Source organism: Paenibacillus sp. PDC88 (assembly GCF_900106725.1).
Taxonomy (GTDB): Bacteria; Bacillota; Bacilli; order Paenibacillales; family Paenibacillaceae; genus Paenibacillus; species Paenibacillus shunpengii.
Map to the genome: position 1 here is coordinate 49,485 of NZ_FNNT01000002.1, position 20,451 is coordinate 69,935.

Sequence of the window (20,451 nt, forward strand, 5' to 3'; positions counted from 1 at the left end):
CCAAGCCCGAGAATTATAGAGTCCAATAAGGGCAGTTATGCTCATATTGGGCTCTATAGCTATGTGGTTTAATCTACACGACAGGAGAAATTATGTCAGTTCCCAAAGAAAGAATGGATGTCCTGCTGGTAGAGCAGGGATATTACGAAAGCCGCGAGAAGGCCAAGGCAGCAATTATGGCAGGTCTGGTCTATGCCAATGAAGAACGCATTGAGAAACCAGGAATGAAAATTCCCCGTGAGGCTGTCATTCGAGTGAAAGGCGCAGTACATCCTTATGTGGGGCGCGGAGGACTTAAGCTGGAAAAAGCAATTCGTCAATTCCATATTGAGATGAAAGGGCGAACGATGCTTGATATTGGTTCTTCAACAGGCGGGTTTACAGATTGTGCACTGCAGCATGGTGCATCACATGTGTATGCGATCGATGTAGGTTACAATCAATTGGATTGGTCGCTTCGCAACCATCCACAGGTCACGGTTATGGAAAGAACCAATTTTAGGTATGTGACACCTGAGCATTTGACAGGTCCTGTACCGGATACCGCGAGCATTGATGTATCCTTCATCTCTTTAAAGATTATACTTCCACCTCTTATTCAGCTGCTTAAGCAGCCGGCTGATATTGTAGCCTTGATCAAGCCGCAGTTTGAGGCGGGAAGAGAAAAAGTTCCGAAGACAGGGGTTGTCAAAGATCCCAAGGTCCATGCAGAGGTTCTGCGTTCTATTCTCGAATACGGAAGTGAGCTTGGCCTGGCATTGTCTGATTTGACATTCTCGCCGATTACAGGTGGAGAAGGAAATATTGAGTTTTTGGCCCATTGGCGTCTTGGTGGAGAAGATGTGGAATCTGCGGGACCTGATATTGATCATCTGATTGAGGCCGTGGTTAACGAAGCGAGCCATACCTTTCATTGAAACTCATCTTTTTTAGATGGGTTTCTTTTGCTGGATTCATAAAACCAGCGCATTTCCTAAATTCACAAGAGGATATTTTTTCTGGTTAACGAATATCTCCTTGTGAGAGGTGAGATGGATGGAAGGCCAATATGATAAATTTGTTATCGCTTTTCTCGGGATCATTATTGTATTCTGGGTGTTGTATGGCATTCGCAGATGGCTACAGGAGCCGGTTCCTGAACAGCTGCCAGAGCTTGTACTCAATGAAGAAATTCAAGAGCATCCCGCACTCGAAATTTTGGAAAGAGAAGGTTATGAGGTCATTGGGGGAAGACTTAAAGTCCCGCTGACCTTCCAGGTAGATAAACAGACTCTGTACAGTCGGCTGTTCATTGATTACGTGGCAGAGAAAGAAGATGAGGTGTTCATTGTGAAGACCTCGAGAAGCCGGATGCCGCAGGAATGGACAGGCTCTGGACTTAGAGACCGCCTGCTGCCCTATTTGCTGCTGTACCCGAACTGTAACGGTTTACTGTATGTAGATACGGACGATAATAACTTGAAGCTAATCACGCTTATAGATGAAGATGATTATATTTGGGAGCATGAAGACGAATATTAATTTATAGCATAATTGGATGGAGGCAAGTATGAAGGGACAACGACACATCAAAATCAGAGAAATAATTAGTCAAAATGACATTGAGACTCAGGATGACCTTGTCGAGGCATTACGGCAGGCAGGTTATCAGGTAACTCAGGCAACTGTATCTCGTGATATTAAGGAATTGCTGCTCATAAAAATTCCGACCGACGATGGAAGGTATAAATATTCACTCCCTACGGACCAGAGATATAACCCAGGACAAAAATTGAAACGGGCCCTGGTTGATAATTTTCTCAGCGTCGATTATACAACAAATCTGGTGGTCATGAAGTTTTTGCCAGGCACGGCCAATTCGGTGGCCGCACTTCTTGACAGCATTGAGTGGCCGGAAATTATGGGTACGATCAGCGGTGATGATACCATCCTGGTAATATGCAGAAATGAAGAGAACAGCAAAACGGTTATCAATCAAATCATGAGTTACATTTCTTAATCAAAATTTCAAAAAAACAGACGAACGTATGTTTCTTTTTGGTGAGAAATAGTGTAAAGTATACATCGAAGATGAAAATAGCAACAGGTGTTCCCTTCCCTGTAGAAGGGCTGCCACAGTTATCATTGGAGGTGTTGGAACATGCTTTCCACATTATCAATCCGAAATTTAGCCGTTATTGAAGCAGTTGATGTACATTTTCATTCAGGATTTCACGTGTTGACCGGGGAGACGGGCGCAGGTAAATCAATTATTATAGATGCTTTGGGACTGATTGCAGGAGGACGAGGCTCCGCAGATTTAATCCGCTATGGCTGTGACAAGGCCGAGATGGAGGCCTTATTTGAGCTTTCTGCTCATCACCCCGTATGGAACACGCTTACCGAGCTCGGAATACAGGCGGAGCCGGATGAACATCTGGTTATTCGCCGTGAGCTTACAGTTTCCGGTAAGAGCGTATCCCGGATCAATGGTCAGCTCGTGAATCTGACAATGCTTCGCGAAATCGGAGAACAATTAATTAATATCCATGGACAGCATGAGCACCAGAGTTTACTTAGAGCAGAGAAGCATTTAGGTCTGCTCGATACATACGGAGAAACGATCATTCGACCCATCAAGATAAAGTATAGTGAGCAATACAGAGCTTTTGTCAAAGTAGAGAAGGAGCTTAGACAGCTTCAGGAATCCAGTCAAAAAGCATATCAAATGCTTGATATGTATCGATTTCAGCTGGAAGAAATTGCAGCTGCGAGCCTTGTTCCCGGTGAAGATGAATCCCTCGCCGAAGAAAGGGTCAAACTATCTCATAGCGAAAAGATGATGGATTCGGTATCAGGTGCGTATGAGCTGCTTCATGGTTCACAGGGACTCGAAGCCGTGAGCTACGCGATCTCGAAGCTCGAAGATATTAATGAATATGATCACAAAGGTATTCATCCCATACTGGAACAGCTTCAATCTGCATTTTATCAACTGGAGGATGCGGCATTTCAGCTGCGGAGCTACCGGGATGGGATCGAATTTAATCCTGTTCGGTTATCGGAGGTCGAAGAGCGCCTTAATATGATTACCGGATTGAAGCGTAAATATGGTGAAAGTGTAGAATCCATACTTCAGTATTATGTTCAGATTGAACGGGAAACCGATCATTTGGAAAATAAAGATGAACGCTTAGAGAAACTGCTTGCAGAGCGTAATCAATTATTAGAGGGATTATTGGAAACTGCAGAAGAGATGAGTGAGGCACGCAAAATTTGTGCTGAAGAGCTGTCCAATCAGGTGGAGCGTGAGCTCAAGGATCTGCAAATGGAGCGAACTACAATGCGTGCCCAGATTTCCATTATGGAAGATCCCAAGGGTGTGGAATGGAAAGGGAAGCGCATTCGAATAACCAAGCATGGAATAGACAATGTAGAGTTTCTCATTTCAGCTAATCCTGGAGAGCCCCTAAGACCATTAGGCAAAATTGCATCCGGAGGTGAAATGTCGCGTATTATGCTGGCTCTAAAAAGCATATTTGCACGCCACGATCAAATACCGGTTCTCATATTTGATGAAGTTGATACAGGTGTCAGCGGCAGGGCAGCTCAGTCGATTGCTGAGAAATTGTTTATTTTGTCCTCAACATGCCAAGTGTTCTCAATAACACATTTACCTCAAGTTGCATGTATGGCAGATCATCAATATCTCATTGAGAAGAATGTCCACGATGAACGGACAATGACGCAGGTCGAGTCCTTATCAGAACAGGGCAGAGTGACAGAGCTTGCCCGTATGCTGGGCGGTGTTGAAATTACAGAAAAGACATTGCATCATGCTCAAGAAATGCTGAAACTTGCTGAAGCCAAAAAAGGGGCATAACTGCTGTTCGGAACAATGATTGACAGTAATAAAAGGACCTGGCCAAGGTTATGTTATAGTTACGCAATTGGCGACCACCTTTCGTCAAGCGAACGAAGCAAAGGGAGCGTGACAGCCACTTGAAGCCTAGCCTTGGAAAGAAACTAATCGGTCTTATTGTTGTCTTCTCTATCTGTCTTATTGGACAGACCCTATTGCCCGTATTTAGTTACGCATCTTTGCCGGATGAGCTTCATCTGTTTGCCGGACGCGAAACGGATCTTAAAGTAGCAGCTCCAGTCGATGCAAGTGTGTCTGAACATCCTGAAGTTCTGCAAGTCAATCTCAGTAAGAATGGCGGCGGTCTTAAGGATGAATCCAAGTCCCACTCTGTTCATCTGTATCCGCAGCGTGAAGGTGCGACCAAGCTTACTTGGAAGCTATTTGGCAAAATTCCGTTCAAAACAACGGATGTCACGGTCGTTCCTGATCTCAAGGTTGTGCCAGGCGGCCAAACTATTGGTGTCAAAGTAAAATCAGCAGGGATATTAGTGGTGGGTCATCATTTGGTTCATTCCGCTAATAAGACACCGATATCTCCTGGCGAAACCGCGGGTATTAAGCTCGGTGATTTGATTACCCATATGAATGGAAAATCGTTAACTGGGGTCAATGGAGTGGCAGATGCAGTTCTTGAAGCTGGGAAGTCTAAGAAGCCTATTGAGATTACGCTAACTCGTCAAGGAAAAGTGATGAAGACCAAGCTTACACCAGCATTTGACGAAGAAGATCAGGCATGGCGGCTTGGACTCTACATTAGAGATTCAGCAGCTGGTGTAGGGACTTTAACCTTCTATGCTCCCGATCAAGGTGTATATGGAGCATTAGGTCACGTAATTACGGACATGAACACACAAACTCCGATTGTTGTGGGTAGTGGAGAGATTGTCCAATCCAATGTTACCTCGATATCCAAGAGTGAATCTGGAGATCCTGGAGAGAAGAGAGCTCATTTCTATAAAGAGAGCAAGATTCTCGGTAACATTGAGCGCAATACTCATTTCGGTATTTTTGGCAAAATGTCAGATAATCCAGAGCACAGCCTATATGGTAAACCGATTCCTGTTGCCTTTGCTCATGAAGTGAAAGAAGGTCCAGCAGAAATTCTTACTGTTGTCGACGGGCAGAAGGTTGAACGCTTTACAGTCGATATCGTTCATGTATCAGATCAGTCGCAGCCTGCAACCAAAGGGATGGTTATTCGAATTACAGATAAACGTCTCATTAACAAAACAGGTGGAATTGTTCAAGGCATGAGTGGAAGCCCGATTGTGCAGAATGGGAAATTGATTGGCGCGGTTACTCACGTGTTCGTGAACGACCCAACGTCAGGATATGGGTGTTTTATTGAATGGATGCTGCAGGATGCTGGTGTGGTCATTCCTCAGAAAAAACAAACAACGAATCTTAAGGCTAGTTAGAGCCTTAAGATTTTTTTGTCGAAATAATAAGAACTTCATCATAAATTGAAATAAAATACAATATTATAAATCAACGCATATAAAAAATAAAGAAAAATAATTTTCGACAGAAGGATTTTCCTCCCCTATGTCGAAAATCTAAAGAGGTAAGGGAATGACAAATCAATAATTGTCTAAGGGAGGAAATACACTTGCAAAAAATCGAAGTATTATTGGCTGACGATAACAGAGAGTTCACGAATCTGCTGGCTGAATATATATCGGAGCAAGAGGATATGGAGGTAACGGGAATCGCTTATAATGGCGAGGAAGTTCTTCAGCTGCTTAGTGACGGAAGAACCGTTCCTGACGTTTTGATACTTGATATTATTATGCCGCATTTGGATGGCCTTGGTGTTCTGGAGCGTTTGCGCGAGATGGATTTGTCACCGCAGCCTAAAGTGATTATGTTAACTGCATTTGGTCAGGAGAACATAACGCAAAGAGCTGTTCAATTAGGAGCTTCGTATTACATTTTGAAACCATTTGATATGGAAGTGTTGGCAAATCGTGTTCGTCAGCTCATTGGTACTCAAACCATTACAAGCAGCAGCTCACAAGTAATCTCCTCCTCCAACAAGTCAAATGTCGTTCCAATCGGAAAAACAAAAAATCTGGATGCAAGCATTACATCGATTATTCATGAGATTGGTGTGCCTGCTCACATCAAAGGCTATCAGTATTTGCGTGAAGCGATTACGATGGTTTACAACAACATCGAGATCTTGGGCGCAATTACCAAAACATTGTATCCTGCGATCGCTGAGAAATTCAAAACAACACCATCCCGAGTCGAGCGAGCTATACGTCATGCGATTGAAGTCGCTTGGACAAGAGGGAATATTGATTCCATAAGTCATTTATTTGGTTACACCATCAACATCAGCAAATCCAAGCCAACGAACAGCGAATTCATTGCGATGGTGGCGGATAAGCTGAGAATCGAACATAAAGTGTCTTGAAAGGATAAAGATAGATAAATAAGTAGTGCATATGATCTGTTATGGTTTTCCTTGTCCTGAGATAGACGTAAATGAATAAATATACATGCGCTTGCCGAAATTGGAGGTAGGCGCTTTTTCTAGGGAAAAGACACAGGGGAGCGAGGGTACGCTGATGATGTATATGATGATTAGCGTTGCGGTCGTTATTATAATCATTACTGTCCTGAGATGGAAGAAGAGGCAGCGAGCCAAGTTAAGGAGCAATGTCATTTACTTGAAGAATGTTCGGAAACAGCGTACATTACAAAAGTGCTCCAAATGTAATAAAAAAGGTGAGCTTCGATTTTACTCAGACCCAAGTGGAAATGTTACCGGTATGTGTAAAGAGTGTAAGGGGAATTCAAACACTCAAAAAATGCTTCCGCTATGACAATTAACCACATAAGGAGCGTTATGGTATTATTGGTGGTTATTACATTACATTTTGCTTTGCTTTCGTTTTACAATTGTAGTACATTAGCAGAGAATAAGGAGGATTCTAATGTACTCAAGTAGACAAGACGATACGTTATACATCATGACATACACACTAAGCAGCGGAATTAAGGGGACCGTTCCTTTGTCTAGCAAGCAAATTCAGGATTGGCTCCAATGCTATAAAAGCGATACGAAATTCATTGCTGAGATTGGTAAAGAGTTCTTTGGATTGAATCCAACACTCGTATCGGATTTTAAAGTTCATAATCAATTTTCAGATTATCAGAATGTGATCATGCCGGTACAACAGGACAATATGGATCGTTTATCTACCGCATATCGCGCGAACGAAATTCTGATGAAAATTGATTGCAAATGCGGAACCGCTTATGTAACGGAATCTCCTTATAAGCGAACGAAGTGGTACTGCACTAAATGTAAGGAAATTGTATTCCTCGATATGAAGAAGGGCATGGTGGAAACGTCACGAGGAGATGCATATTACATGACCAATAAATATTTCGTGACAAGAGAATAGCCATGCGAGTCCAATATGGTGATGAGGCTTGTCCGACAGCCGAAATATAAAAAGGAGTGACCGACATTTCATACGGACACTCCTTTTTATTAGGTGCTGCTTCTCATTCTAATCGAAGTTTGATGCAAAGCGAGTATTTGCCTATTTCCCCTAATGGATATCTAGCACTTTACCTTATGGGGAGGTACGAAGCATTTTCTGCATCTCGGCTCATAGGCTTCTGAATCCCCGATCATGATGACCGGTCCGAGTGTCACAGGCTCTCCATTGACAATTCTTTGAGTGAATACGGCCTCAGGACTTCCGCATACCGCACAAAAGGCAGTTAACTTTTCAATGTCATCGGAAATAGCCAGTAATCCGCCGATATAGCCGAACTCCTTTCCACGATAATCCATATTTAATCCATCGACGATGACATGCTTTCCACAGTAGGCCAGTTCCTCCACAATATCCATAATTTCACGGCTGAAAAACTGTACTTCATCAAAAGCAACCACATCAGCATCCTCGGTTTCGGTCATGATCTGTTTTATAATTTTAGGAGTCAGCTGTTTAGGAATGGCGATGGCAGGCAGCTTATAACCAATTCGGCTTACGATTTCATTAACTTCAAAACGATCATCTTCTGCGGGCTTATAAGCGACAACTTTGCGTCGGCCATATTTAATTAATTTTTGACAGCGTCGAATAAGCTCACCTGATTTCTCGCTGAACATGGGACCTGTAATGACAGTAATGCGACCTTTAGGCACGGTAATAATCTTCCTCTCTCTGTTACTATTCCGCTATAAATATGATTAATTTGAATTCAGTTAAGTATAGGTATCAAAAAAAGTGCCACTCTAGATTAACACATTCAAATGCATTGAAGCCACTTTTTTATCATCATTTAGGAAGTAATACTTGGAAGTGAAGCATACCCCATGGTATTGTTTTAAAGTTGAGGTGAAATAACAATGAATAATGATAAGAATGTACAGAGGCTGCGAGAGAAGTATGAGCAGCTACGTGATCATGCTGAGCTGACAGAGCCGGCTGTCAAGCTGTTTGAAGAAATACTGGGCGAGCTGGAGCACACGGCAGGTCAGAATGAACGACTGCGGAAAGTGATTCTCAAGCAATCCGGAAGCAGCCATAGAATGAACTCGAAATTGCGGGATGCTCTGATGGAGTAAAGAGTGTAAATAAAAAATCTCTTCCTTGTAGAAGAGACGAAGATGGAGCTCTATTTATCATCAGGAGATTCCACAGGCACGGTTTCTTTGGGCTTCGCAGACAGCCGATCAGGCACGATGATGCCAAGGGTGATTCGCGCGATCATGCCAAATGTGATACCGATGCCTGCAAACATATAAATTACGGTAAAGATTTTGGCAAAGGTCGTTTGCGGTGATAGCTCTGGATGACCCACCGTCGTTAATGTCACAGCAGAGAAGTACAAGGCGTCAATCCAATTCCAACCTTCTACACTAGAATAAAAAATAGTGCCAGAGAGCAGCGTCGCAAGCATGACAACGAACAGAGCTAGAAACTTTTTGTCCTTGAAGCCGTGATAGATGCCTTGCAGCAATCTTTTGAGGGTCAGTATGAAGGATATCATGTAAGAAGCGTCTCCTATCCGTATAAGATGTTAATAGAACATTATACCGGAATACGGGGAGAAGGTTAAGTCATGAATATACTATGAGGCAGTATCGGTGTTCTGTTTTCCTTTGAAGCGCGGGCCTACATAATTACGTTTACGGTCACGGAATAATATCCAGCCGCCAAGAAACGTCATACAGCAGCCGAATAGTACAAGCCCGAGTGAAAAAGAAAGCCACTCAAAGGCAGGTCTGGCTACCTCGTCATTGCCATGCTCGGCATAATAGTGAAACAAGGAGTCTTTCATCATAAGGAAGCCCCTCATGGCTCCAAGGCCAGGAATGACAAGAATGATTATGGCGATAAATCGGGAAAGCATTAGCCGCATAAGGAGATACCCCTTTTCATTCGCACGTATTTTCTATATGATACCTTGTCTTCTAGTAACTGTCTATTGGAAGCAGGATTTTTGTTATTCCATAAGCAGAAGAGTACAATAATGCTATATTGGTTAGTTACGATAGATTGGAGGATTTTATAATCATGGCAATTCATTGCGATGTCGCTATATTAGGCGGGGGAACGGGCGGATACGTAGCCGCGATTCGCGCTGCACAGCTCGGTAAAGAGGTTGTTCTCATCGAGAAGGACAAATTAGGTGGAACATGCCTTCATAAGGGCTGCATTCCGAGTAAATCTTTGCTGCGGAGTGCTGAAGTGTATGCAGAGATTAAAGATAGTGCCAGCTATGGGATTGAGACCGCAGAGGCCACACTTGTCTTCCCTAAAGTGCAGGAACGCAAAAATGAAGTGGTAGAACAGCTTCACCAAGGGGTCCAGTATTTGATGCGCAAAAATAAAATTACCGTGCTGCAAGGGAAAGGCAGAGTCATTGGACCATCCATCTTCTCGCCGAAGAGCGGTGCTGTGGCTGTAGAGCTGGACAATGGAGAGATGGAGAATGTAGTTCCCAGCCATCTTATTATTGCGACAGGCTCACGTCCAAGAATATTGCCGGGACTCGAGCCGGATGGCCGGTATATCCTTAGCAGCGACGAGGCGCTGAATCTGGAGGAGCTTCCGGAATCGATCGTCATTGTAGGCGGAGGCGTTATAGGGATTGAATGGGCTTCTATGCTGAATGATTTTGATGTGAAGGTAACTGTGGTGGAGGCTGCAGATCAAATCCTGCCGCAGGAGGATGGGGACATCGCTGCTGAGATGCAGCGCCAGCTGACGAAGCGTGGAGTGAGGGTTGTTACCGGCGCAGCTATTGAACCATCGACATATGGAATCCAGGATGGACAAGCTACGATCGAGATGAAGACAAAAAAAGGAACAGAAACGCTTACGGCTTCTCAAATTCTCGTATCGGTTGGACGTACGGCAAATGTGGAAGGAATCGGTATAGAGAATACTGATATCAAGACGAAGAACGGCTTCATTCAAGTGAATGGCAATTTGCAGACAGGGGAGCCGCATATTTATGCAATCGGTGATTGCATAGGTGGACTTCAGCTTGCTCATGCAGCAAGCCATGAAGGCATTCGTGCTGTCAATCACATCGCAGATGCTGCCATGCATGTGTCACCTGACCACCTCATTCCGCGTGCCATCTATTCAAGACCAGAGGCAGCAAGTGTAGGCTACACAGAACAGCAGGCAAGGGAGCTCGGCTTCTCGGTCAAGACAGGGAAATTTCCGTTTCAAGCCATTGGAAAATCGCTTGTTTATGGCAATCGGGACGGATTTGCGAAGGTTATCGCAGATGAGGCGACAAATGATATTCTAGGGGTCCATCTTATCGGTACGCATGTGACGGATATGATCAGCGAAGCTGCGCTGGCCATGCTGCTGGATGCTACCCCATGGGAAGTCGGACAACTGATCCATCCACATCCATCCTTGTCTGAAATTATTGGCGAAGCCATGCTGGATGTAGATGGGAATGCAATCGGCATGTAAACGTAACATTACCGTATTTGTATCCATTGAAATATCAACAAACTTCAAAACGTCTTTTCTTTTTGGAAAGAAAACGAGTATAATAAATCTAAGCCAAGTCTTAGTACCAGGTTTTAAGACAAGACAGTACTTAATCTTGAGCTGCTCTCAAAAGGAGGTTTGAAGTTTGAATTCAGACACGACATCTAAACAACACAAACATACGAAACTTGGACTCTCAGACGGTCAAGTCATTGATATGTACAAATATATGCTGCTTGCACGGAAGTTCGATGAACGCTGCTTGCTGCTGCAACGAGCAGGAAAGATCAATTTCCACGTATCGGGGATCGGTCAGGAGACTGCACAGGTGGCAGCGGCCTTTGCTCTGGATCGTGAGAAGGATTATTTCCTTCCCTACTATCGTGATTATGGGTTTGTTCTGGCCGTCGGGATGACGCCTCGCGATCTGATGCTGTCGGCGTTTGCCAAGGCTGAGGATCCGAACAGTGGAGGACGGCAGATGCCTGGCCATTTTGGAAGCAAGAAGCTGCGAATTGTAACAGGCTCAAGTCCGGTGACTACGCAGGTTCCACACGCGGTGGGCGTTGCTCTGGCTGCAAAGATGCAGAAGAAAGACTTCGTTTCTTTTGTCACCTTCGGTGAAGGCTCCAGCAACCAGGGGGATTTTCATGAAGGAAGCAACTTCGCCGGCGTACACAAGCTGCCAGTCATTATAATGGTGGAGAACAATCAGTATGCTATCTCTGTACCTGTCCACAAGCAGCTGAGCGGTAAAGTAAGTGACCGTGCTTTAGGTTATGGATTCCCTGGCTTCAGAGTCGATGGCAATGATGCCCTGGAAGTTTACGCAGCCGTTAAGGAAGCCAGAGCACGTGCAGTTGCGGGCGAAGGCCCGACCTTAATTGAAGCGATGATGTACAGACTTTCTCCTCATTCCACTTCAGATAATGACCTGGCATACCGGACCAAAGAGGAAGTTGAGGAAAATTGGAAGAAAGACGGACTCGTCAAAATGAAGCAATACCTTATTGATTGTGGTATATGGGATGAAGAGCGTGATGCTGATCTGGCGGCACAGCTTGCACTGGAACTAAAAGAAGCGACGGAATCCGCAGACGCGGCCCCTTATCCTAAACCGGAAGATACACTGCTTCATGTGTATGCTGACGACCATTTGGGAGGGGGACAATAAGATGGCAGTTATGGAGTATATAGATGCAATAAGACTGGCTATGAAAGAGGAAATGGAGCGGGATGAATCCGTATTTGTGCTCGGAGAAGATGTAGGCGTTAAAGGGGGCGTGTTTACCACGACCAAGGGTCTGCAGGATCAATTCGGTGAAATGCGGGTCATGGATACTCCGTTATCCGAATCAGCGATAGCCGGTGTTGCCATCGGTGCGGCGATGTACGGAATGAAGCCGATCGCCGAGATGCAGTACTCGGATTTCATGCTTCCTGCAACGAATCAAATCATCAGTGAAGCTGCGAAGATCAGATATCGCTCAAATAATGATTGGAGCTGTCCCGTTGTGATTCGTGCGCCAATTGGCGGAGGGATATTTGGAGGACTGTATCATTCCCAATGTCCGGAATCGATCTTCTTTGGTACCCCTGGACTCAAGATTGTTGCGCCTTTTACGGCCTATGATGCCAAGGGATTGCTCAAAGCAGCAGTACGCGATCCGGATCCAGTTCTATACTTTGAGAATAAGAAAATGTATCGCTTAACCAAAGAGGAGGTCCCCGAGGACGATTACATCGTACCGATCGGAGTTGCCAATCTGCTGCGTGAAGGGGAAGACATTACCGTGATCGGGTATTCCCAGCCTCTGCACTTTGTAATGCAGGCAGCGGAGGAGCTGGAGAAGGAGCAGGGGATTACAGCCCATGTTCTGGACCTTCGTACACTGCAGCCCCTCGATAAGGAAGCGATAATTGCGGCCGCGAAGCACACAGGAAAAGTACTTATTATTCACGAAGATAACAAAACCGGCGGAGTAGGCGCTGAAGTTTCTGCTATAATTAATGAGGAGTGCTTGTTTGATCTGGATGCACCGATAGCACGTCTATGCGGTCCGGATGTTCCGGCCATGCCGATCAGCCCTCCGATGGAAAAATTTTATATGCTCAGTAAAGACAAAGTGAAGGATGCAATGCTTAAACTGGCGATGTATTAAAATAAATGGCCTACTCTCGGTGTTTCGATGAGGAGGCCATTTAAGGTAAAGTGACTTGATTGGAGTGAAACAATATGGCAGGACAAAAAAAATGGATTGAAATCGTAATGCCTCAGCTGGCTGAATCATTAGTGTCAGCGACCATTGCAAAATGGCTGAAGAAGCCAGGCGATCCTGTGGAGCAATATGAACCGATCTGCGAAGTCATTACAGATAAGGTTAATGCAGAAATTCCTTCAACCGTCGAAGGAATTATGGGCGAAATTGCAGCTGAGGAAGGAAGAACGGTGGCTGTGGGTGAGCTGATCTGCCGTATGGAGGTTCACGCGGCGGCAGGAACAGGAATCGTCGCAGATTCCTCAACCCATGAGAGCAGCAGTACTGCAGCATCGGAATCCGAACCTCAAGATGCAGACGGTTCGATGCGCGGCCGATACTCCCCTGCAGTACAGAGCCTTGCAGCAGAGCACGGTCTGGATCTGAAGGATGTGCCTGGAACAGGAATGAATGGCAGAATTACTCGCAAGGATGTATTGCGCTATATTCAAGAAGGTGCGCATCGGAATCAGCAGGCGGTGATCTCAAATCATGTGGATCGAGGGTCCACCCAGCAAGAGGATATGCGTTCAGCTGCCGATGCAACCGGGTATGCGGCTGAGCAGGCTATGCCTGTTCGTCATTCAGGGATCCATTTGTCCGAGACACCTAAGATTCCGAAAATCGAGATGGAAGGCTTCCCTCAAGGCAGAGCTGAGCAGTATATTGATGTTACACCTGTACGCAACGCGATCGCCCGGAATATGCGTCAGAGCGTCTCTGAGATTCCGCATGCCTGGACGATGATTGAGGTGGATGTGACCAACCTGGTAACTCTTCGCAACAAACTGAAGGACGAGTTCAAGCGCAGTGAAGGCATTAACCTGACATACCTGTCATTTTTGCTCAAAGCAGTCGTTAACGCAATCAAGGATTATCCGATTATGAACTCGGTATGGGCAGTGGATAAGATTATTGTGAAGCGAGACATCAATATAGCTCTGGCGGTAGGAACGGAAGATTCCGTCATGACACCGGTCATTCAGCGTGCAGATACGAAAAATATTGCAGGACTCGCTCACGAAATTGACGATTTGGCGAGAAGAACGAGAGAAGGTACATTGAAGCTGGATGATATGCAGGGAGGAACCTTTACGGTCAATAATACAGGATCCTTCGGATCGATTCTGTCCTATCCGATTATCAATTATCCGCAGGCAGCCATTCTGACCTTCGAATCCATTGTGAAGCGGCCTGTGGTCATTAATGACATGATTGCGGTACGTTCGATGGCCAATCTCTGTTTATCGCTGGATCATCGAATTCTGGACGGAGTCATATCCGGTCGTTTCCTGCAGCGGGTCAAAGAAAATTTAGAGGGCTATTCGCTCGAAACAAAGCTTTATTAATTTGTAATTATAGACTTTTGCAGCAGCAATCCCGGAACGTAATTTTTCTCGAAAGGGTGTATATGCGCATGAGCAGACCGCTTGTTGTGAGCTACACAGAATTGATGGATTACGAAGAGGCTTGGAATTTGCAGAAAAAGCTCGTTAAAGAGCTGGATGAAGAGGAGCAGCAGGAACATCTGCTGCTCTTGCAGCATCCACCGACTTATACGATCGGAACACAGCGTCACCCAGAGCACTTGTTATACAGCCCGGAGGAGCTTGCAGACAGAGGCATTACTCTTTTTCAAATCGATCGCGGCGGCGATATTACATATCATGGACCCGGACAACTGGTAGGTTACCCCATACTTCGACTCGGTCGAGAAGAGGCTGTTGACTTGCATGGTTATCTGCGGCTGCTTGAAGAAGTCATCATTCAGTATTTAAGCCGATTTGGAATTGAAGCAGAACGTAAGGAGCAGTATACAGGAGTATGGGTGGACAACCAGAAAATATGTGCAATCGGCGTTAAATTCAATCGCAGTAGACGGACCAGAGGCTTTATTACAAGTCATGGTTTTGCATTTAATATCAAGTCAGGGATTCAGCATGAGGGATTCTCGGGTATTATTCCTTGCGGAATTGAAGAGTACGGTGTCACTTCGCTCGAGGATTGCACAGGCCGGATGTTCTCCGTCGAGAATGTAGCGAATGAGCTGGTGTCCATCTTTGCAAGCTTGTTTTCATTCAAGCCGGCTTGGATGCCGGTGATGGCTTCAAAATGATGGAATAATGGAAGGCAAGACGGGTCTGTACGCTGTACTTTATGAATTCGCATAAAAAAGCTCTCTTCCCCTGAGTACGAGAAGAAAGCTTTCTAATGAGCAACTCGGTATTGATTATCCATATAATAGAGGCTCAATAACAATCAATAGAGTAGATGCAATCATAGCAATGAGCATGAGATAGACAATGATTTTGAACCATTTTTTCTGCTGCATTCATTAAAGCTCCTTTATAAATTGAATGTTGTGAATCTGTTTTCATATATTTTGTTATTATGAAATTGATTCGTATAATAAAGTCTATTGTAACGTATCTGCACTTGTTGTGGAAGTCATTGAAGAAGGGAAGTTAACCATGATTAAACAGGAACGGATTGTGGAAGAATTTATTGAGCTTGTCCAGGTGGACAGTGTTACTACACATGAACAAAACATAGCCAAAGTGTTGACAGACAAATTTAGTAAGCTGGGACTTGAAGTCGCAGAGGATCAATCTAAAGAGCGTACAGGACATGGAGCCGGTAATCTGATTGTGACATGGAAGGCACAAGGCGTGCAGTCAGCACCGAACATATTTTTTACCTGTCACATGGACACGGTAGCTCCTGGTGTAGGCATTAAACCTGTCGTATCCGAAGATGGTTATATTCGCAGCGATGGAACGACCATTCTCGGCGCTGATGATAAGGCCGGAATTGCTGCCTTGTTTGAAGCGATTCGCGTCATTCAGGAAAATGAAATTCCTCACGGACAGATTCAATTCGTCATTACAGTTGGAGAAGAATCGGGTCTTATTGGAGCAAGAGGCATGGAGCGAGATGCAATTGACGCGGAGCTGGGCTTTGCTCTGGACTCCACTGGAGAAGTAGGCGGTATATGTGTATCTGCACCGGCTAGGGCTCAGATCAAAATGAAGATCACGGGCAAATCCGCGCACGCCGGCGTTAATCCGGAGGATGGAATCAGCGCCATTCAAGTCGCTGCTAAATCCATAGCGGCCATGAAGCTGGGGCGTATCGATCATGAAACAACCGCTAATATTGGCAGCTTCTCGGGGGGCGGCCCGCTGAACGTTGTGTGCGATTATGCGGAGATTGCTGCCGAAGCGAGAAGCATTGTGCAGAGTAAAGTAGAGCAGCAGGTGGAGCACATGCGCGAATCTTTGCTTAATACCTGCCGTGAGTATGGTGCAACAGGCGTATTTGAGAGCGAAATTGCTTATCCTGCATTTAAGCTGACGGAACAAGATGAGGTAGTACAGCTCGCTGCTGCTGCAATCGAGAGCACTGGGTTGAAGCCGGAAACCTTCCCATCCGGCGGCGGCAGCGATGCCAATATCTTCAATGGATTTGGAATTCCAACCGTCAATCTTGCTTTGGGCTATGAGGATATCCATACGACAAACGAACGAATTAAGGTAAGCAGCCTTGTTGATGCAGCGAAGGTTGTTGTATCCATCGTGCAGGAAGCAGCTAAACGTTAATCCATTTTTTTGTTCATGCAGGTCTGGATAGGAATATTTCCTTCCAGGCCTTTTTGAAAGTATTCGAGAAAACTCAGGTTCTCGGGATAGCTCCGATCACTTCTTAATCGTTTGTATAAGCGGGGGAACGTCTTGTCTGCCCTTCATGAGCTCTTTGAGATGGGTTTCAGGTCCGTAATCTATAATCCAATGATTAAGTGTCTTTTTTATTTGATCTGCTTGTCCAATCATAAACAAGCCATTATTTGTTTTATAGCTCTTCATAAGGTGGGCCACTCCTTCAAATTAGGGTTATTATTACACCGTATGCCCACCGCCTTTAAACTATACACATGATTTAACGCCAGAGGAGGTCTTTATTTTGAAATCAAATCCGTACTTGAAACACCCGACATCGAATCCCGCACTGGTAGAAGAAACCATTTCAAGCAAAGAAATTTTTGACGGCAAGATCATTTCACTCCAGGTAGACACCGTAAAGCTGCCAAATGGACAGACCGGAACACGTGAGATTATTAAGCATCCTGGGGCTGTCGCTGTACTTGCGCTCAAGGGGGATAAGATGCTTGTTGTAGATCAGTACCGGCAAGCGCTTGGCAGGACGCAGGTTGAAATTCCGGCAGGCAAGCTTGATCCTGGAGAAGACCCGATGGAAGCAGCTGGAAGAGAGCTGAGGGAAGAGACAGGGTATCATGCTCAGGAGCTCAAACCGCTGCCGGCGTTTTATACTTCACCAGGCTTTGCAGATGAGGTCATCTATTTATTTATGGCAGATCATCTTGAGGCAGGCCGTATGCAGCTGGATGAGGATGAATTCCTGGAAGTGATCGAGGTGACATTGGATGAAGCCTATGAGCTGATCCGGGAAGGCCGCATCAGTGATGCCAAGACGATTATTGCGGTATATGCATGGCACTTATATCAGCTGACAGGGAAGATATAACTCATGAATCAGAACGTAATAAAGACGGATCCTGCGCTGTCTACATTCTACGCTGATCTTCATATTCATATCGGAAGAACCCGTTATGGTGATGCAGTGAAAATTAGTGGAAGCCGTGATCTGACCTTTGTGGGCATTGCCAAAGAGGCAGCTGAGCGCAAGGGGATCGACTTAATTGGTATTATTGATGCCCATTCTCCTGTCGTTCAGCGGGATATTAGAGAGGCGCTGGATTCAGGTGAAATGACAGAGATGAATGGCGGAGGAATTGGTTATAAGGGTACAGTTATCCTGCTGGGAACTGAGCTGGAGGTGAGAGAGCCGGGGCGGAAAGAGTTCCATCTTCTCGCCTATTTCAGAACCTTGAAGGATATGGAATCCTTCACAGACTATCTTTCCCGCTATATGAAAAATGTGAATCTCAGCTCTCAGCGTGTGTACGTACCGGCACTGGAATTACAGCGAGAGATCATATCCCGCGGCGGCCTATTTGTCCCTGCACATATTTTCACTCCACACAAAGGAATCTACGGGAGTACGGCCCCTCGGATGGAAGAGGTGCTTGATTTAAGCCTGATCTCTGCCGTGGAGCTGGGACTTAGCAGCGATACTGAAATGGCTGGTTATATTAGTGAACTGGACCGATATCCTTTCCTGACGAATTCGGATGCGCACTCCCTTGCCAAGATTGGCAGAGAGTACAATGAACTGGCTATGGCCGAAGCATCATTCGATGAATTCAAGCTGGCACTTCAGTCACAAGCGGGACGCAGAATTAAAGCAAACTACGGACTTAATCCGCGCCTTGGCAAATATCACAGAACTTACTGTGCGCTCTGCAGCAGCATATTAGATGAAGAGCAAATCTCAGAAGACCGATGCCCCTATTGCGGAAGCATGAAGTTGATACACGGGGTGTTGGATCGTGTCCTGTCGATCTCGGATCGTGAAATCCCTCTAGTGTCTGAACATAGACCACCCTATCACTATCAGGTGCCTCTGGAGTTCATACCTGGTCTTGGAAAGGTGAAGCTCCGAATGCTGATTGAGGCCTTTGGTTCTGAGATGGCCATATTGCACCGTGTATCCGAGCTGGATCTGGCAAGCATCGTGGGTAACGAATTAGCCGGACTTATCGTTCGGGCAAGGAATGGTGAGCTTGGTCTATCCGCTGGCGGCGGAGGAACCTATGGAAGAGTCTCTCTGTAGATTTGATTATTAGAGTCATAGAGTAACGGACAATTTCATAGTGTAAGGTATGTAATGAGAAAGGGGACGACCTTAACCATGTTATTTCTCAAGCATACTTTCCGGGATCAAACTCCGCTCTATGTATTTGTCGCCGTTCTGTTTTTAGTCGGGGTCATTTTTGGTGCATTAATGGTGGGTGCGCTAACCCTTGATCAGCAGCAAGACCTGGCAGGGTATCTGGACAACTTTTTTGTGATGATGAATCAAGGAAATAGTTCAGGCAGCACATATATGGATATTGCGATGCTTCATTTAAAGTGGGTTGGTCTGATCTGGGTGCTGGGTCTGTCCGTTATCGGACTACCGGGTATACTAATATTGGATTTTCTAAAAGGGGTTCTTATCGGATTTACTGTCGGCTACATGGTGGGTCAGTATTCCTGGAAAGGCCTTCTTCTCGCCATGGTCTCTGTAGCACCGCATAATCTGTTCATCATACCTGTCATTCTTATTTGCAGTGTGGCAGCGATCACCTTCTCGCTTCATATGATCAAGAGCCGTTTCTTCATGAACAGAAGCCGCGGTGTCAAGCGACCGCTGACCAGCTATATCGGGCTAACGATTGCCATGGCCGGATTAATGCTTGCTATTTCATCTTTTGAGACTTGGGTAACGCCTCTCCTTATGCAGTGGGTTGCACCTCTGTTCGTATAATGTGACAAGTTGAACAGCCCTCTCTCTCATCGCTTGATATAGTTGACTTTATTAAAGATGAGACCCTATAATAATACAAGTGAGTTTTCGATCATGATGCAGTGATTTCCTAGGGGGAGGGAGAAGATGGAAGCACGAATCGAGAAAATAAAGCAGCAGTTACAATCCCAAGGCTATAAATTAACGCCCCAGCGGGAAGCCACGGTAAGAGTCTTGCTAGAAAATGAAGAAGATCACTTGAGCGCAGAAGACGTGTTTATGCTCGTCAAGGAAAAAGCTCCCGAAATCGGTCTTGCTACCGTATATCGAACCCTTGAGCTGCTAAATGAGCTGCATGTCGTTGAGAAGATTAACTTTGGTGACGGAGTAGCACGCTATGATTTGCGCGGTGATACGAACAAGCATCATCATCACCATTTGATATGCGTTCAATGCGGCAGCATGGATGAGATACGCGAAGATTGGCTGGGACCGCTTGAAGAACGCCTGGAACGTGAGTTTAATTTTACAGTTCTCGACCATAGGCTTGATTTTCAGGGGATATGTTTCCGCTGTAAAGACAAGAACGACCAGAAGCCTAATCAATAACATAAAGACTAGCAGATAATCAGACAAGCTCTCACCGGCTTTTGTTCGGGGGAGCTTTTTAGCGTTCTTATTCATAAATATGTGGGAAGCTTCTATTCTAAAGATATACATTTAGTTTGCCGTTAGGTAAGATGGAGATAGAGTGATATCAAGCCTGGTTTGCCTTGAAATTTCACGGCCGTCATAAAGCATGCGAATCGGTCATAGCCTAGACATAGCATGAGTGTAGGCTGGGAAGACTATCCGTGTGAGTAAAGGACAAGAC

23 protein-coding genes are annotated in these 20,451 nt (G+C 45.3%); 18 read left to right on the plus strand and 5 right to left on the minus strand.

What is annotated here, in order from left to right:
- Positions 1-92 precede the first annotated feature (92 nt).
- The 7 genes from BLW49_RS06565 (at position 93) to BLW49_RS06600 (ending at position 7,320) form a co-directional block, all read left to right on the plus strand.
- On the plus strand, positions 93-917 hold the full coding sequence (locus BLW49_RS06565; RefSeq protein ID WP_090723905.1) for a TlyA family RNA methyltransferase: 825 nt from the start codon (positions 93-95) through the stop codon (positions 915-917).
- A gap of 118 nt (positions 918-1,035) precedes the next feature.
- Entirely contained in the window at positions 1,036-1,521 is a 486-nt protein-coding gene (locus BLW49_RS06570; protein WP_047911060.1) for a hypothetical protein, read from the plus strand.
- A gap of 28 nt (positions 1,522-1,549) precedes the next feature.
- Positions 1,550-1,999: a transcriptional regulator AhrC/ArgR gene (ahrC, locus tag BLW49_RS06575; protein WP_047911061.1), complete on the plus strand. Its 450-nt coding sequence runs from the start codon at positions 1,550-1,552 to the stop codon at positions 1,997-1,999.
- A 141-nt stretch (positions 2,000-2,140) separates the two neighbouring features.
- Entirely contained in the window at positions 2,141-3,862 is a 1,722-nt protein-coding gene (recN, locus tag BLW49_RS06580; RefSeq protein WP_047911062.1) for a DNA repair protein RecN, read from the plus strand.
- Between the two features lie 119 nt (positions 3,863-3,981).
- Positions 3,982-5,322, plus strand: a complete 1,341-nt coding sequence (gene spoIVB / locus BLW49_RS06585) for a SpoIVB peptidase (RefSeq protein WP_090723907.1) — start codon at positions 3,982-3,984, stop codon at positions 5,320-5,322.
- A gap of 191 nt (positions 5,323-5,513) precedes the next feature.
- Positions 5,514-6,323: a sporulation transcription factor Spo0A gene (gene spo0A / locus BLW49_RS06590; RefSeq protein ID WP_047911064.1), complete on the plus strand. Its 810-nt coding sequence runs from the start codon at positions 5,514-5,516 to the stop codon at positions 6,321-6,323.
- 523 nt (positions 6,324-6,846) lie between these two features.
- On the plus strand, positions 6,847-7,320 hold the full coding sequence (locus tag BLW49_RS06600; protein ID WP_047911066.1) for a hypothetical protein: 474 nt from the start codon (positions 6,847-6,849) through the stop codon (positions 7,318-7,320).
- A 161-nt stretch (positions 7,321-7,481) separates the two neighbouring features.
- On the opposite strand, the gene BLW49_RS06605 is transcribed toward BLW49_RS06600, so the two are convergent.
- On the minus strand, positions 7,482-8,075 hold the full coding sequence (locus BLW49_RS06605) for a thymidine kinase (protein WP_090723910.1): 594 nt from the start codon (positions 8,073-8,075) through the stop codon (positions 7,482-7,484).
- 204 nt (positions 8,076-8,279) lie between these two features.
- On the opposite strand from BLW49_RS06605, the gene BLW49_RS06610 reads away from it, so the two are divergent.
- Positions 8,280-8,498: a hypothetical protein gene (locus tag BLW49_RS06610; RefSeq protein WP_090723912.1), complete on the plus strand. Its 219-nt coding sequence runs from the start codon at positions 8,280-8,282 to the stop codon at positions 8,496-8,498.
- 50 nt (positions 8,499-8,548) lie between these two features.
- On the opposite strand, the gene BLW49_RS06615 is transcribed toward BLW49_RS06610, so the two are convergent.
- Positions 8,549-8,923, minus strand: a complete 375-nt coding sequence (locus BLW49_RS06615; protein WP_090723914.1) for a potassium channel family protein — start codon at positions 8,921-8,923, stop codon at positions 8,549-8,551.
- An 81-nt stretch (positions 8,924-9,004) separates the two neighbouring features.
- Positions 9,005-9,295, minus strand: a complete 291-nt coding sequence (locus BLW49_RS06620) for a DUF2627 domain-containing protein (RefSeq protein ID WP_090723915.1) — start codon at positions 9,293-9,295, stop codon at positions 9,005-9,007.
- Between the two features lie 155 nt (positions 9,296-9,450).
- Between BLW49_RS06620 and lpdA the strand changes: the two genes are divergently transcribed.
- The 5 genes from lpdA (at position 9,451) to lipB (ending at position 15,267) form a co-directional block, all read left to right on the plus strand.
- The gene (lpdA, locus tag BLW49_RS06625) at positions 9,451-10,872 is read left to right on the plus strand and encodes a dihydrolipoyl dehydrogenase (RefSeq protein ID WP_090723917.1); all 1,422 of its coding nucleotides are present in this window, start codon (positions 9,451-9,453) and stop codon (positions 10,870-10,872) included.
- A 166-nt stretch (positions 10,873-11,038) separates the two neighbouring features.
- Positions 11,039-12,067 (plus strand): thiamine pyrophosphate-dependent dehydrogenase E1 component subunit alpha, encoded by a 1,029-nt coding sequence (locus BLW49_RS06630; RefSeq protein WP_076313081.1) that lies wholly within the window; start codon positions 11,039-11,041, stop codon positions 12,065-12,067.
- 1 nt (position 12,068) lies between these two features.
- Positions 12,069-13,055, plus strand: a complete 987-nt coding sequence (locus BLW49_RS06635; protein ID WP_047911072.1) for an alpha-ketoacid dehydrogenase subunit beta — start codon at positions 12,069-12,071, stop codon at positions 13,053-13,055.
- Between the two features lie 74 nt (positions 13,056-13,129).
- A complete protein-coding gene (locus BLW49_RS06640) occupies positions 13,130-14,500 on the plus strand; it encodes a dihydrolipoamide acetyltransferase family protein (protein WP_090723918.1) in 1,371 nt (456 codons plus the stop codon).
- Positions 14,501-14,568: 68 nt separating this feature from the next.
- The gene (gene lipB / locus BLW49_RS06645; protein ID WP_090723920.1) at positions 14,569-15,267 is read left to right on the plus strand and encodes a lipoyl(octanoyl) transferase LipB; all 699 of its coding nucleotides are present in this window, start codon (positions 14,569-14,571) and stop codon (positions 15,265-15,267) included.
- Positions 15,268-15,381: 114 nt separating this feature from the next.
- Here lipB and prli42 read toward each other — a convergent pair whose 3' ends face one another.
- A complete protein-coding gene (prli42, locus tag BLW49_RS06650; RefSeq protein ID WP_090723921.1) occupies positions 15,382-15,483 on the minus strand; it encodes a stressosome-associated protein Prli42 in 102 nt (33 codons plus the stop codon).
- Between the two features lie 139 nt (positions 15,484-15,622).
- Here prli42 and BLW49_RS06655 point away from each other — a divergent pair, with 139 nt between their 5' ends.
- A complete protein-coding gene (locus tag BLW49_RS06655; protein WP_090723923.1) occupies positions 15,623-16,750 on the plus strand; it encodes a M20/M25/M40 family metallo-hydrolase in 1,128 nt (375 codons plus the stop codon).
- A gap of 96 nt (positions 16,751-16,846) precedes the next feature.
- On the opposite strand, the gene BLW49_RS28490 is transcribed toward BLW49_RS06655, so the two are convergent.
- Positions 16,847-17,014 (minus strand): Z-ring formation inhibitor MciZ, encoded by a 168-nt coding sequence (locus BLW49_RS28490; protein WP_143042077.1) that lies wholly within the window; start codon positions 17,012-17,014, stop codon positions 16,847-16,849.
- A 97-nt stretch (positions 17,015-17,111) separates the two neighbouring features.
- On the opposite strand from BLW49_RS28490, the gene BLW49_RS06660 reads away from it, so the two are divergent.
- The 4 genes from BLW49_RS06660 (at position 17,112) to BLW49_RS06675 (ending at position 20,186) form a co-directional block, all read left to right on the plus strand.
- Complete coding sequence (locus BLW49_RS06660) at positions 17,112-17,693, plus strand: NUDIX domain-containing protein (protein WP_177178668.1); 582 nt, start codon at positions 17,112-17,114, stop codon at positions 17,691-17,693.
- Positions 17,694-17,696: 3 nt separating this feature from the next.
- Positions 17,697-18,902, plus strand: a complete 1,206-nt coding sequence (locus BLW49_RS06665) for an endonuclease Q family protein (RefSeq protein ID WP_090723925.1) — start codon at positions 17,697-17,699, stop codon at positions 18,900-18,902.
- A 78-nt stretch (positions 18,903-18,980) separates the two neighbouring features.
- Complete coding sequence (spoIIM, locus tag BLW49_RS06670; protein ID WP_076313074.1) at positions 18,981-19,598, plus strand: stage II sporulation protein M; 618 nt, start codon at positions 18,981-18,983, stop codon at positions 19,596-19,598.
- Between the two features lie 126 nt (positions 19,599-19,724).
- A complete protein-coding gene (locus tag BLW49_RS06675) occupies positions 19,725-20,186 on the plus strand; it encodes a ferric iron uptake transcriptional regulator (protein ID WP_047911079.1) in 462 nt (153 codons plus the stop codon).
- Positions 20,187-20,451 lie beyond the last annotated feature (265 nt).

Excerpts from the sequence above, each read along its gene's own strand:
- BLW49_RS06565 (WP_090723905.1), top strand. The coding sequence starts at position 93 with ATGTCAGTTCCCAAAGAAAGAATGGATGTCCTGCTGGTAGAGCAGGGA.
- BLW49_RS06570 (WP_047911060.1), top strand. The coding sequence starts at position 1,036 with ATGGAAGGCCAATATGATAAATTTGTTATCGCTTTTCTCGGGATCATT.
- ahrC (WP_047911061.1), top strand. The coding sequence starts at position 1,550 with ATGAAGGGACAACGACACATCAAAATCAGAGAAATAATTAGTCAAAAT.
- recN (WP_047911062.1), top strand. The coding sequence starts at position 2,141 with ATGCTTTCCACATTATCAATCCGAAATTTAGCCGTTATTGAAGCAGTT.
- BLW49_RS06600 (WP_047911066.1), top strand. The coding sequence starts at position 6,847 with ATGTACTCAAGTAGACAAGACGATACGTTATACATCATGACATACACA.
- BLW49_RS06610 (WP_090723912.1), top strand. The coding sequence starts at position 8,280 with ATGAATAATGATAAGAATGTACAGAGGCTGCGAGAGAAGTATGAGCAG.
- BLW49_RS06615 (WP_090723914.1), bottom strand. The coding sequence starts at position 8,923 with ATGATATCCTTCATACTGACCCTCAAAAGATTGCTGCAAGGCATCTAT.
- BLW49_RS06620 (WP_090723915.1), bottom strand. The coding sequence starts at position 9,295 with ATGCGGCTAATGCTTTCCCGATTTATCGCCATAATCATTCTTGTCATT.
- lpdA (WP_090723917.1), top strand. The coding sequence starts at position 9,451 with ATGGCAATTCATTGCGATGTCGCTATATTAGGCGGGGGAACGGGCGGA.
- BLW49_RS06635 (WP_047911072.1), top strand. The coding sequence starts at position 12,069 with ATGGCAGTTATGGAGTATATAGATGCAATAAGACTGGCTATGAAAGAG.
- BLW49_RS06640 (WP_090723918.1), top strand. The coding sequence starts at position 13,130 with ATGGCAGGACAAAAAAAATGGATTGAAATCGTAATGCCTCAGCTGGCT.
- lipB (WP_090723920.1), top strand. The coding sequence starts at position 14,569 with ATGAGCAGACCGCTTGTTGTGAGCTACACAGAATTGATGGATTACGAA.
- prli42 (WP_090723921.1), bottom strand. The coding sequence starts at position 15,483 with ATGCAGCAGAAAAAATGGTTCAAAATCATTGTCTATCTCATGCTCATT.
- BLW49_RS06655 (WP_090723923.1), top strand. The coding sequence starts at position 15,623 with ATGATTAAACAGGAACGGATTGTGGAAGAATTTATTGAGCTTGTCCAG.
- BLW49_RS28490 (WP_143042077.1), bottom strand. The coding sequence starts at position 17,014 with ATGAAGAGCTATAAAACAAATAATGGCTTGTTTATGATTGGACAAGCA.
- BLW49_RS06665 (WP_090723925.1), top strand. The coding sequence starts at position 17,697 with ATGAATCAGAACGTAATAAAGACGGATCCTGCGCTGTCTACATTCTAC.
- spoIIM (WP_076313074.1), top strand. The coding sequence starts at position 18,981 with ATGTTATTTCTCAAGCATACTTTCCGGGATCAAACTCCGCTCTATGTA.
- BLW49_RS06675 (WP_047911079.1), top strand. The coding sequence starts at position 19,725 with ATGGAAGCACGAATCGAGAAAATAAAGCAGCAGTTACAATCCCAAGGC.